Source organism: Longibacter salinarum, assembly GCF_002554795.1.
Classification (GTDB): domain Bacteria; phylum Bacteroidota; class Rhodothermia; order Rhodothermales; family Salinibacteraceae; genus Longibacter; species Longibacter salinarum.
In genome coordinates this window covers 491,227-504,809 of record NZ_PDEQ01000002.1, presented here as the reverse complement: position 1 = coordinate 504,809, position 13,583 = coordinate 491,227, and the positions used below count along the sequence as shown (strand labels likewise).

At 59.1% G+C, this 13,583-nt stretch carries 8 protein-coding genes; 1 reads left to right on the top strand and 7 read right to left on the bottom strand.

What is annotated here, in order from left to right; genetic code table 11:
• Positions 1–321: 321 nt before the first annotated feature.
• Entirely contained in the window at positions 322–3,915 is a 3,594-nt protein-coding gene (locus tag CRI94_RS05495; RefSeq protein WP_179862175.1) for a TonB-dependent receptor, read from the bottom strand.
• Positions 3,916–4,390: 475 nt separating this feature from the next.
• Entirely contained in the window at positions 4,391–5,674 is a 1,284-nt protein-coding gene (locus CRI94_RS05490; protein ID WP_098074849.1) for a dipeptidase, read from the bottom strand.
• 468 nt (positions 5,675–6,142) lie between these two features.
• Here CRI94_RS05490 and CRI94_RS05485 point away from each other — a divergent pair, with 468 nt between their 5' ends.
• Positions 6,143–6,712 carry a hypothetical protein gene (locus CRI94_RS05485; protein WP_098074654.1) on the top strand — a complete coding sequence of 190 codons (570 nt, stop codon included), beginning with the start codon at positions 6,143–6,145 and terminating at the stop codon, positions 6,710–6,712.
• Here the strand turns inward: CRI94_RS05485 and CRI94_RS05480 are convergent.
• From CRI94_RS05480 to CRI94_RS05460, 5 genes are all read right to left on the bottom strand, one after another.
• Positions 6,685–10,140, bottom strand: coding sequence for an FG-GAP-like repeat-containing protein (locus CRI94_RS05480; RefSeq protein ID WP_098074653.1), 3,456 nt, complete (start codon positions 10,138–10,140; stop codon positions 6,685–6,687). The genes CRI94_RS05485 and CRI94_RS05480 overlap by 28 nt on opposite strands.
• A 419-nt stretch (positions 10,141–10,559) precedes the next feature.
• Positions 10,560–11,156: a DJ-1/PfpI family protein gene (locus CRI94_RS05475; protein ID WP_098074652.1), complete on the bottom strand. Its 597-nt coding sequence runs from the start codon at positions 11,154–11,156 to the stop codon at positions 10,560–10,562.
• A 181-nt stretch (positions 11,157–11,337) separates the two neighbouring features.
• Positions 11,338–12,486 carry a flavin monoamine oxidase family protein gene (locus CRI94_RS05470; protein ID WP_098074651.1) on the bottom strand — a complete coding sequence of 383 codons (1,149 nt, stop codon included), beginning with the start codon at positions 12,484–12,486 and terminating at the stop codon, positions 11,338–11,340.
• Positions 12,487–12,555: 69 nt separating this feature from the next.
• Positions 12,556–12,996, bottom strand: coding sequence for a DoxX family protein (locus tag CRI94_RS05465; protein WP_098074650.1), 441 nt, complete (start codon positions 12,994–12,996; stop codon positions 12,556–12,558).
• Positions 12,997–13,100: 104 nt separating this feature from the next.
• Positions 13,101–13,505 (bottom strand): DoxX family protein, encoded by a 405-nt coding sequence (locus tag CRI94_RS05460; RefSeq protein ID WP_098074649.1) that lies wholly within the window; start codon positions 13,503–13,505, stop codon positions 13,101–13,103.
• Positions 13,506–13,583 lie beyond the last annotated feature (78 nt).

Sequence of the window (13,583 nt, the reverse complement as noted above, 5' to 3'; positions counted from 1 at the left end):
TTCATAGTAACGTGGCGGCACTTGGGCATGGTAAAGATCCTGTTTAAAGAACCAGGTTTACAAAACGATAATCTGCAGACACATCGCACACACGCCGATTTCAGGCGAAACTAAAGCGATGTTCGCGATCCAAAGTTGCATCTCTCAAGACCTGCCGTTCCGCCGTGTCAACGGTTTAAATATGCAGTGCAAAGTCGATGGAATGCGTTGAGCAGTAAAAAAGCGGACGGCCGCGTATAAACGACCGCCCGCTAGATGATATGCGGAGCAGAAAACGTGACACAAACACTTCGCACGTCGAATTACGAACTTCGCACTCGCTTAGAAGGTGTATCGGAAGCCGATCTGGATCTGCCAGCGGGACCCATAATTGCTTCCCGAGTCGATAATCTGGTCACGGAAGACGTCGTCTTTGCTATCGTACGCTTCGATCGCGCGCTCCAGCTCGTCCTGCGTGAGGCTCGTTCCGTCGAACTGCGGGTTCTCATTCAGGAAATTGGTAAACGGCCGAGTGAACGAGTAAACTGGCGTGTAATCGCCGTTCGGGCCATCGACGAAGTTCTCGAACTCGGTGACGCTGAAGTCCCCGACGCCAAAGTATCGGCGCCCCCACTTCTCGTTGAGGAGGTTCGTGAAGTTGAAGATATCCAACGTGAACTCGAGCGACTGCTGACGCTCGAACGTCTCGTCGAAGAACTCGCCGAAGATTTCCTGGCGGAAGCGTAGGTCGACCACGTGTTCGAACGGTGTCCGGTCGTCGTTGCGCTCCATGTAGCCGCCACGGGTCTCGGACAGCGCGTCGATGCCGTTGATAAAGGCATCCAGCGCCTGCGCCTGCTGTTCGGCCGTTACGTCGAGCTGACCACGAACCGTGATATCCTCGAAAACGAGATTGCTCGCATTCTCCGGGACGTAGAACAGTGCACGGTCATCTCCCCCACCACCGGCGCCGACCATGAATCCATCGCCGCTACCGCCGATGATATAGGAGAAGGGACGACCCGATTCCCCATTATACAGGACGGACAGCTCAGTGCCACCGACCTTGTACCGGAACGAAGCCAGCACACGGTGACCAATCGAAAAGTCGGATCGAGACCGGCCGACACCATTGAGCCCGTTCACGTTTTCGACATCCTCCCAGTTGGAGTTAATCTGCGAGGAGGTGCCATCGTTGACGGCAAACGCATCGCCGTAGGTGTACGATACGCTCGAGTTGAACAGACCGTACTGCGTGTCAACCGTATTCTGCAGTCGACCGGTAATATCGTACGTGTAGCCTTTGCTGGTGCTGCCGACGCGATGAATCGCCTCGTACCGCGGGTCGATCAAGGCCTCGCTGATATCCCACTCGCCATCATCCGGCGTGCCGTATGCCCATATGGGACGATCGTCGGGACCGTTCAGCGTCGCGTTAGCCGGTTTAATGTTCATATTGAAGACCGTCAGGTTGCTGAGGGTCTTCGTGTACTGTCCTTCCAACGTCGCCACAAAACCGTACGGCAGTCGCTGGTCGATGCCCAGATTGGTTCGAACGACCTGCGGATACTTGAAGTCGTCCTCGAAAATCTCAAGGCGACCGCTCGGTGCGAGGGCCTCAGCTGACGTTACCCCGCCGAAATCACTCGGGAAGTCGAGTGGCGTCAGGCCATTCGCTGGATCGGGGCGCAGCGGATTCTCACCGAAACGCGCGTAGATTCCGTTGGACACGCCGTTGTTCAAGAACATGCCACCGGGCCACACATAGGGAACGCGGCCAGTGAAGATACCAACACCCCCACGGATTTGCGTGGCGTTGTCTCCCTGCACGTCCCAGTTAAAGCCGGCACGCGGCGAGAGCAGGAACTGCGCAGCAGGCGTCTTGCCCGGCTCGGCCCCTTTCAGATCGTACCCGTCGAACCCACTTACATTTGTGAACGTGACGTCTGTCTGGAGCGGGTCGTTCGGGTCCGCCTGCACGTCGATCTCCTCTCCTTCCCGGATCGCGCGGAGCGTCGAGTTAAATACCCCGTCTCCGTCGTCTCGGCCGTCAAAGTTTTCACCGTAGAACGGCGGCTCCGTCGTGATCTTCGGCACATCGAGACGAAGACCGAAGGTCAGGCGGAAGTTGTCGCTGATCCGCCATTCGTCTTGTGCATATAGGCCGAGTTGGAAAGCGTTGAACGTCTCCGAGCTGTTGGCATTGTCGCCGAACTGTCCCGTGCCATCACGCAGATCCGGGATGGAGAAGCCGCGCTGCGCAAAAATGACCGCATCCTGCGCGTTCGGGTAGTTGTTCTGGCAGAAACTACTCTGGCCTCCACCGGCAGCACAAACGCCTTCGAGGAATTGCTCGGGACTGTCGTAGAAGTACCAGCCGTAGTTAAACGGAATGAAGTTATTGAAGATGGAGTAGAACTCGTTGTGCGTCCCGACGGTGAGGGTGTGATCACCGACGAAGTAGCTGAAATTATTCGTCACGGTGAAGACATCCTGCTCAAGGATGTTGGCCGTCGAGAAGGGCTCCGCTCCGAGGTTAATTTCTCCCTGTCCATCGGTGATATTGATCGTTGGGAAAATGGCCGCAGCGTTCCGATCGTCGCGAACACGGGTATACCCGAGGATAAATTTGTTCGACATGTTGTCGCCGAACGTCGAGTTCACCTCAAACGCCGTAGAGTTGGTCGTGCTCGGGAAGACCTCCGCGGAGGACGTGTAATTGATCTCGCCGCTGGCGCTTCTGAATTGGTCGGTGTTCTCGCCCTTCGTGTAGCTGTGCCGAAGCATCAGCTTGTGATTCTGGCTGACGTTCCAGTTGAGCTTGGCGAACACCTTCGGACTCTCCACGGTCGTCGTCTTGTCGCGGAAGCTGCCTGGATCGAAGTTTAGCTCCTGCTGAAGCACGGACTGGATCGTCTCGAATGTATCGTCTCCGGAGTCGCCGATGTACGTGCTTGGAGCATACGGCTGCGGAATTGCGCGATCGAGGTATTCCGCGTTCACGAAGAAGAACAACTCGTCTTGTACGATCGGGCCGCCGAGGCGGAAGCCAAAGCGATTATCGGAGAACTGATTCAGCCGTCCACGCACGCCGTCCGGCCCCGCAATCGGGTCACGCCCGGTGAGCCAGTCGCGCCGGCCGAAGTAGTAAAACGATCCTTCCAGCTGGTTGGTACCGGACCGCGTCACGGCGTTGATCGCGCCACCGGTAAACCCGGACTGTGTGACATCGAACGGCGAAAGCGAGACCTGAAACTGTTCGATCGCGTCGAGGCTGATCGGCGTAACGCCCGTTTGCCCGCCGTTCGTCCCCTGAGCGGACAAGCCGAAGACATCGTTATTGACGGCGCCATCGATAAAGATCGAGTTGAAACGGTTGTTCTGTCCGGCAATCGAAATGGCCGGGCCGTCATCGTCGTCATTCTCGACGTACGCCTGAGGGGTCAGACGCGTGTAGTCAGCGAGGTCGCGTCCGAGCGTGGGAGCGGAGTCGATTTCATCCGCACCGATGCTCCGCTCAATGCCGGTTCGCTCGGCATTGAAAATGCCTCCCCGTTCGGCCGTCACTTCGACACCTTCCAACTCCTCCGTCCCAGGACGCAGCTCGACATCGAGCTCGTATACCTGATTCAGATCGAGCGTTAAACCGGTCTGCGTGTACGGTTCGTATCCGACAAACGTGACGCGGAGACGATACGGACCGCCGACGCGCATATTGGGAAGCGTAAATCGACCGTTGGGGTTGCTGGTCGTGCCATACTGAGTCCCAGATGGTTCGTGTACCGCGATGACGTTCGCCCCGGGAAGGGGTTCACCGGTGTCGTCCGTGACCTGACCACGCATGGTCGCTGTCGTTACCCCCTGCCCCATCGCTGGTATGGCGGACACCACCAGAAAAATAGCGAGCAAGATTGGGATTGTAGCCCATCGTTTCATGGGATCGTGCATGGTATGTGAGTTGAGTGGCGGGCATGCACTCCAGCAAGTCGAGTCACCACCAGTTGCACAAAGACCGGCCCATCACTTGTCGTCCATCGATTGGTCCAGACGACCCTGCATCATCTCCAACAGGCCGGTGCACGTGGCGCCAGTGCAACCGTTCTCGCCGTGCAAATGCGAGTGCGATACAGAACATACTCTGTTTCTTCGGGCCTCTTCAATGAACGGAAGATGTATAACTATTTGTTGATGTTGCGATTGCAGTAACCCAATATGATCGTTGCAAGCCCGATGCATTTAGGATTGACATTTTAAACATCGATGTCTCATCCGCTGAAAACGAAGGCCGCCGACGTATTTCACGAACGGACCGAATACGCTTGGCCTCTGGTGCTCGGCCGGTTTTTATTGCACGATAAGTGCCCGAATGCTCGTAGGATATTCCCTACAGCGACGCCGCCCCCGCGTACTCTTACCTTTCAGCGTGCCTCTCTGCTTGATCGAGCACACGAAGAACATTCCCGCCGAGGATTTTCCGAACGTCCTTCTCCGAATACCCCCGGCGAAGCAGACCGTACGTGATTCGAGGCAGGGCTGTCACATCTGAAAGACCGCGCGGCAGATCGAAGACGCCATCGAAATCAGACCCCAGCCCGACGTGGTCAATCCCCGCGACCCTGACGGCGTGATCAATGTGTTTGACCACGTCGCCCCACGTCGCACCCGATCGCTTCCGTTCACGTCGGAGGTCGTAAACGGCCGACCAGAGATACGCCATTCCACGTCCAGACGACCGCACCCGACGCCGAGCTTCGGCAAAAAGATCGGCGTCAAGATGCGGATTGACCATCGCGTCGAAAAAGTTAATCATCACAACACCGCCGTTTTCCGCCACGGCCCGCAGCTGTTCGTCACTTACGTTTCGCACAGTCGGCGTGAGAGCCCGACACGATGAATGGCTCACGATGACGGGAGCACGCGACACGCGGACAGCATCTGCGAACGTGGAGTCCGAAACGTGCGCAAGGTCGACGAGCACACCAAGATTATTCATGGTGCGCACCATCTTTTCCCCGAGCGGACTGAGCCCGCCGTGCTTCGCCTCATCCTGCGAGCTATCCGCCCAGCCATTGGTGTTCACGTGCGTGAGCGTAACGTAGCGAATCCCTTCAGCCGCAAGTGCACGAAGCGTATCGGGCGAACCAGCGATCGCGTGTCCTCCTTCGAGCCCAAGTACAATGGGCGTTCCCCCGCGCCTCGCGACATCTCGTACGTCCTCGGCACGTGTCGCCAGTACGATGTCACCTGGCGCGTCACCCAGTTGACGACGAACGGTTTCGATCTGAGCACGAGCCCGGGCGACAGCTCTCGCTCCCTCTCCGTAGTACGGTGCGACGTAAATCGAGAAGATCGCGCCGTCCAGTCCGCCTTCGTGCATTCTCGGAAGATCGACGTGACTCCGGTTCGACGAGTGCCGTTGCGTGATGTCGTACTCATCGTCAACCATGAGCGTGGGGACATCCACGTGACCGTCGAGAACGATCGCGTTGAAATGAATCTGCATCGCTTTCGCCCAGAGGGAGTCGTCAGCTACCAGGGATGCAACGCGTCCGCTCGCCCAGGCTATTGTGTCTCCGTCGGTAGCTAGAGTCGGAGGCAAGAGACGAACGATTGAGGTGTCCACGACGGAGTCGGTCGGCAGTGTATTCGCCGAGTCCGGTTCACTGCTCTGCCCACGGCATCCCGATACGGGCATGGACACTGCGACCAAAAAAATCGCGACGACGAAACGAACCGGGAACAGCATGATCTTCTTTGGGACGAGACCAGAAGCAACGACAACAGAGGATAAGCACAACCGAGATCACGGTTGCACATGCATCAACAACACGTCACCGCTGTTCTTCGGACGGCCAAGGACACGGAACGTGGCGTCGAATGTGTACGCTGTACGGTCAGACCCACCGAATCAACACCCAAAAGCCCCTACTGTACGGGAAGGAATCCAGAATGGCATGGTGGGTCAAAAACCTGCATCCGTCTCAAATCCGATTTGGATGTTGGATGTATGCGCCTCTGCAGAGGCGCCACCCGCCTGTCTCCTCTATGTCCGACCGGTTCCATGATGTTCTCCCTCGTTGAGATCCTCCTGATTGACAGGCCTGCAACTCCAGGTGTCGACGCCCGCCCTGTCCGTTGGTCAAAGCCCATCGCACGACGCGCCATGTTCGTGGTTACAGGGCTGCTTCTTGTTCTCTCCGGTTGCACCAGCACCTCGACGGTACGTTTTCCGGAGCATCGTGCAGCGACGATCGCGGCCCCTCGCGGCCTCGACTCCTTCCGAGAAGACGTACAGGGAAAGCGTGTACGCGTTGTTTTTCTAAATGACAGCGCTGTAGAAGGCACGGTCAACTATGTAGGTGCCGACTCCCTAACGATGCACGCCCCGCAACAAGCATATTCCCTCCGGTCGATCAAAGCCGTTGTCCGCGAAAAAGCTATACGGGGAGCCCTGGACGGAGCCGGGATTGGCTTTCTCTCCGGGTTCGGCGGCGGATTCCTGATTGGACTCTCCTCCGGCGGTTCGGGCATGACGATCATGTCGCCCGCTGCCAGTGCAGCTCTGGGGGGAACGATACTGGGTGTACTCGGCGTTCCGGTCGGAGCAGTGATCGGAGTCGTCCGCAAGCACCGACGAACGTGGGTGTTCGAGCACTCGAAGGAGAGAACAGACACGCCCCCCGCGACGAGCATTCACGAGGGAGACTACGACCCCGCGGATTCAGGAGACTGAGACGTGTCAGGCGATGCGGTCGAGGCGCCTGGCGTCTCATCAGAAATGATGGCGTTCTCAAACCAGGTAATCCGGTCATTGCCCTGCGAAGCGACGGTGATATCGACATCACCATCGGCATCGAAGTCGATCGGCAACACGGCGAGCGCTTCCGGCGCATCGCGCGTGATGACGTGGACCGCTCCGAACGTCCGGTCACCGAGATTTTCGTGCCACGCAACCACACCGGACCGGAAGGACGCCGTCATGACGTCGTTATCGCCGTCCATATCGACATCGGCAACCGCAATCGACTCTGGTTCATCGACGCTATCGGAAACGAGAATCGGGTCACTAAACGAAGCGGATCCGCTGCTTAGCGAGTCGGTGGGCTGACGGCGATACCAGACCACTCGATCATCCGTAGCGGTGCTGGCCAGCACGTCACGCCGCCCGTCACCATCCACATCGGCTGCTGCGACAGCGATGACGCCTCGCGCCGACTCGTCGATGCGGTGCGTGACGAATGTGCCAGTCCCATCGTTCTCGTGCCACGAAACGGTGTCCTCCTGATAATCCGCGGACGCAACATCCGGATCGCCATCACCATCGATGTCAGCTACGACGGCGGCTTCCAGACTCCCAAAACCCGTCGCGATCGTCTTCGCCTCGGAGAACTTGAAACCGCCCGATGCGCTTCGATTCTCAAACCAGACGATTCGCCCACTGATCTGCGACACCGCGACGACATCCGGTTGGCCGTCACCATTTACGTCCGCAGGTTGTGCGAGCAATGCACCTTCAACGGGCGTCGGCAGGGCAATCGGTTCGGAGAACGCAAGCTCCTCCCCTGTCGATACGTTCTGTACGATGTAGACGGCATCGTTCCGAAAGGCGGCCGCGAGAACGTCCACGTCTCCATCACCATCCATGTCTGCAGCCGATGCGTCGATCGCCCCGGTTGCCCCGTCCATCACTTCAACCGGTTCATCGCGACCCAGCGAAAAGAGCAGGATCCGATTGCCGGCGTATGTGGCCGTGAGGAGATCGAGCGTTCCATCCCCGTCGACGTCGGCCGGAGTCAGCACCTGCGGGTCCCGGGGAGCAACGAATGTGCGAGACGGCTCTTTGGAAAACGGAACGTGGATTCGCAAAATGCCATCGGAGAAATTGCTATCTGCATCCATCACGGTGTGATGAATCTCCGCAACCCCCGCGAACCCGTCTGCCGGCCGGAACTGAATACGTGCACTGTCGAGCTGAGATACCGCCCCCACGCTTCCGGGCAGCGCCATCACCGATGCAAGCCGGAGAGACCGGCCTTCCGGGTCTCGGTCATTCGCTATCACGTTGACCTGAACGACATCAGACTGTGTCGTCGCAAGATCATCTCCCGTGACCGGGGCCTTGTTCACTGGCTGTTTCGGGGCGCTGCTGCCGAGCACCGCCCACCAGCCTCCGACGATCAGGAATAGCGCGATGGCCGCGACCCCGCCGATCTGTAGTGCGCGCTTCGAATCCGTGGACCCGAACGCCATGCCACCAACATCAGACGATTTGGCGGCCTCATCGGTCGTCGTATCCGCGTCCCCGTCGTCACCATCGGCTGTGCCACCACTCGACATGCTCCGACCGATGCGCGCCCAGTAATCTGAGAAATCGACCTTCTTCATGCGGTCGGACATCGAGCGCGCCACCGTGGTCGTCGCATCTCGCGTCCGCCCAATGGCCTCCGAGGCTTCCGTAGCGACGCGCTTGCTCACCTTGCGGGCGGCCCGGGACGCGTGATGAAGTGCGACCTCGATGTCGGACTGGGCGGTCGTGTCATCGTCAGCCGAATATTCGACCTGCACCCGTGACAGAGAGCGCTCCGGCTCGTCCGTTGTGGTCTCACCGGGCTCCGCTGGGGAATCGTCCTCTGATTCCGTCTCTTCATCTCCAGACTCTTCAACCGCCTGCCCGTTCGCATCCTTGGACGAAGCCGAAGACTCTTGTTCTTCGTCTTGCTCTTTGCTGACGTGAGCATCGTCCGATGCAGCGTCTTCGCTCGGTGCTACATCGACACGGCCCGTTGACCGAGCGTCTTCACCGGGTGCAATCGTTTCGGTCTGTCCCGTGGACTCACGCACCGGCGACACCTTCGTGGCCGGGAAGGTCGGGGCATCCGGCCCAAACGTGACGTGAACAGCGGTGGGGCTCTCCGGGCTAGCGCTGATTTCCGACTGCCAGATCAGGTCGTGAAGTGAAACATAGTCGCCCTGATTGCTGGCGGACGTCGTCGCAGTCGTCGTCAGAGTGGCGGTTCCACCGGACGCAGCCGCCCGGTCCGTGCGCACGGCTCGCAGGCGATGCCAGCCGCTGGACAGGTTCAGGGAAACGGTTTGCCCAGCTTCAAGGATTTCGGAAACCCGGCCATTGACGTAAAGGCGACAGTCGGCATCCGTGCGGATCTCGACAACTGCATCGCCAAGGTCATCCTCGGAGGGCTCGTGATCGTGCGGGACACGGTTACCGTCGATCCAGGCTGCCGCCGTGATGTCGGGGCGGGCGGGAAGCAAGTCCCGGAACGCTTCAATGCTCTGTGGCCGGCTCTGCGGAAGGACTTCGAGTCCTGCCACGACCGCGTCGTTGATTTCCTCCGACAAGCCCGGCGAGATCTCGCTCGGTGGCACAAGATCCTCACTCATGACACGAGCCGGTGCCTCAGGCGGCTTGTACCCGGTTAGGGTCCGATACAGCGTCGCGGAGCAGGCATAAATATCGGTCCAGGGCCCTTGCTCTCCTCGCGAGTGATACTGTTCGTGCGGTGCGTACCCCCGCTTCAGCATCACCGAGAGCGTCTGCGTGCGCTCACCGACAGCGGTTCGCGCCGCACCGAAGTCGAGCAAAACGACCCGGCCGTCGCCATTTAAATAGATATTCGACGGGTCGATATCACGATGCAGGACGCCCGCGTCGTGGGCCGCCTGAAGACCGTCCAGGACGTCGTGGATGATGTAGAGGGCCTCGTCTTCCGGCAGCCAGCCCGACTGGGACTCGATATACTCTTCGAGGGTAAAGCCCTCGTAGAAGTTCATCACGAGATAACCGGTGCCGTTCTCGCCAAAAAACGTTCGCACCCGCACGATATTCGGATGGTCCTCAAACTTGGCGAGCGTCCGCGCTTCCTGAAGGAATCGCTGCAGCCCGAAGTCAAAGTCGGGATCCTGCGTCGACGAGCGAGGCTTAACCGTGTTATTATCCGTCCGATCGACGGCAAGGTGACGCGGAAAGTACTCCTTCACCGCCACCGGTCGTTCCAGCAGTTCATCAAAGCCGAGGTACGTGACACCAAACCCTCCGGCGCCGAGCACACGGCCAATCCGAAACTGGTCCCGTAACAATGTACCGGACGGGAGTGCGATCGCCAGGCGATCACCAGTTTCATGGAAGATGTCTTCTCGATCCATACCTCCGCTGGAGGGTGTGAATGAATCCTCCGCCCGGCTGTTGGGACGGAAGAATGCATGGGCATTAGATAACGTACAAGTAAGTCAACGGAGAAGCACATGTGCTCCGTTCCGCATCCTTACATCGATAGCGGTGATTTTACTCGTCGTCGCGTTCCGTTTCGCATTCCAACTCAAACTTATCCTTTTGGAAAACGAGGCCGGTCAACATCAACCGAACAAAAGCGGTCGACTCGATGCAGACGGGTATCTATAACGGAAAGGTGATACATTCATACTCGAAGCCCTACGAAGATCATGCCACGCAAAAAGGCGCCGACCCTTTCCCGGACCGACGCCTTCGAATTTGCGGTAGTGTCATGTAAACGACTGTCGAGACGAAACCGGACACCACCTGATGAACGTCACGTCATCGATGCTCACGCGGTCACCGGATCCGAATGGTCGATACGCGTGCCGAGAACTTCGAGAAAGGCCGCGATCCAGGCGGGATGGGCGGGCCATGCCGGTGCCGTCACCAGATTACCGTCGGTGACCGACTCGCTCATGTCGATATCTTCGTACGTGCCGCCCGCGGCTTCAACTTCCGGCGCACAGGCTGGGTACGCAGAAAGGCGTCGCCCGTCAACCACATCTGCAGCCGTCAGAAGCTGTGCGGCGTGGCAGACCGCTGCCACCGGTTTATTCTCTTCGAAGAAGTGGCGGATGTACTCCAGCACCTGGTCGTTGAGGCGCAGGTACTCCGGCGCCCGTCCGCCTGGCAGGACCAGTGCGTCGTACTCGGTCACGTCGATGTCATCGAACGTAGCGTTTAGCGCGAAATTGTGGCCCGGCTTCTCCGTGTACGTCTGGTCGCCCTCGAAGTCGTGGATCGCCGTTTTGACCGTCTCACCCGCTTCCTTGTCCGGGCAAACGGCGTGCACGGTGTGGCCCACCATCTGCAGCATCTGGAAGGGGACCATCGTCTCGTAGTCTTCGCCGAAGTCGCCGGCGATCATCAAAATCTTTTTAGCCATCGGTGTACCTCGAATTGGTTCGGATGAGATCCGCAGTTTGTACAGCTAGGCATATCCATACACCTCGGCGACACGAGATGGATTCACCGGGACGCCTCCGATCGCCGCGGAGACGCGACAAACGCATTCATGTTAACAGTTCGTTTCAATTACGCACGTGGCGTCGAACGCGGGCGACATATCAGATCGCCTGGCCGAATCGTACAGCGTCGTAGCCTCCGTCCCGGTCCCATCGTTCAGCCGCCTCGATGGCGCCGTCAAGAAATCCGGGATGGTCCTGCGCCGTTTCTGCTGCAATGAAGTGCAGCTGTCCGTTCCAGTAGGATGACGCGAGTTCCGGTACCGGCTCTGGATGCTGGCCCTGACACGCACTCCCCTGCTCGGGCGTCGTGAACGAATCGGCAGTCCAGTCGTGGGTGTCAACGGCGACCGGGTCCGCCGCATCGGGGCCGAAGCAATGCGTGAGTTGTTCGATGATGGCTGTGCGTACCGTCGCCGCGTCGACACCCGAGACGGCGCCCGGCGGACCGAAGCCGAACAGTGCTCCCGCGCCCGAGGCCCCGTCATGATCTCCCATCGATGACGGCGGAGTGGCATCGTGCCAATCCCCGATCGGGCCAGCGAAGCTACGAATTCGTCCAGAGAGCCCGTCTTCCCGCCAGAAGGGTCGTTCGTATACGACGCCTGCCTTCAAACTGTGGCTCATCCATGTGGGCGTACGGCGGAGCGCGGAGCGGATCGATACCGGTAGGTCGGGACCGAAGTCGATTGTGTGCGCAACGAGACGGGGCGGGACGGCACACAGGCAAATGTCAGCCCGCACCATAAATGAATGGTCTTCCTGCTCTCCTGAGACGACGACGGCCCCTGTATCCGCCTCGCCGCCCTCCCGGTCGACGGACCTCACGCGACTTCCCAGGTGCAGGACGGCGTCAGGCAGCTCGGCGGCGATGGCATTCGCAATGGCCTGAGCCCCTCCGGCAACGCGCCAAGATGGGGGTGGGACATCGGGCCACTCGAATTTCTGCACCGGGCGGTCGCGCTGAGGCTCATAGATCGCGACACCGGGCTCATGCTGGCGAAACCGCTCCAGGCTAAACTCCTCCAGGATTCGCGGCACACGCTTGTGCTCCTCCCAGTGCCACGCCGCACCAAGGTCGACGTGCACGCCGCCCGCTTCCATGCTGTGGCAGCGCCCGCCGACGCGATCCCTCGCCTCCAGAACAATGACCTCTAACCCCTCCGATGCGGCACGATACGCCGCGAGCAGTCCGGAGATGCCGGCACCAACGACGACGACATCAACCGATCCGGAAGGAGCTATTGGCATATCGACCGTCAACGACGTTCAATCCGTTCAAGAAAAGAATGATGGAGCACCCAGCGATGAGACGCGGCTTCAGGCCGTTTCTGCGGTCGACGAGGAGAAGCGGTTCTCGATCATCGCGTCGAGACTATACCGTCCCGGCCCAAGCAGAAGCAGCACGACGAACACGGTCAGCATCTCGGTCGCGTGCCAGGGACCACCGTCGATCATTCCTGTGATGTGCCCGGTCGCCGCCACGATCATCGTTGCGATGAGCAACCCCAGCGCCGGACGGGTGAACAGTCCAAGCATGACGAGCAGTGCACCGCCAAACTCGGCAAATGAGCCCATAAAGCCCCAGAACATGGGCCAGAAGTCAATACCGAGGGCCGCCATGTTTTGTCCCAGCTGCGACCATTGTTCTGGACCACCGAAGAGCTTTCCGAAACCGTACACGAAAACAAACGAGATGCCGATGCCGACGCGCAAAACAAGTAGCGCCGCATCGACGGAAGACCACCGAGACGTGTTCATGGTGAGATACCCAGAAGAGTGAGAACGTGAGTCGATATCAACGTGAATCAGCAACGCGAGCCAGCACTCGTCCCTCGCATCCCACCGCCAGAACCGTCGATGGGCTAACCGACCATCTTGTCTGCACTGTATTTGCCGGGACCGTAGAGAGCAATCACAAGAAAAGCGACGAGGTACATTGCCGCCTTTTCCGGGCTCTCCGCCTGCATCAAGTGGGACGAAGACGCTACAAGCATGGTAAACCCAACGAGGAGTGCCGCCGGTCGCGTCACGAAGCCAACTGCTACGAGCAAGGAGGCAACAAACTCAGAAAATGCCGCCATAAACCCCCAGAACGTCGGCAAGAAGTCGAGACCGAACATCGCCATGGTCCCACCAACTCTCGCCCAGACATCCGGACCGCCCATCATCTTACCCCAGCCGTGACCGATCGCCATGTACAGACCAAATACGACGCGAAGGAGGAGCAATGCAAGGTCAGGGTACGTCTTAAACTTGTTACCAATCATGAGCGGGAATCCGGGTGAGGAGAGAAAGTGAGGGCAGATACTTCCGTGGCGACGCCACAACACTTTGGAGAGGTTTGG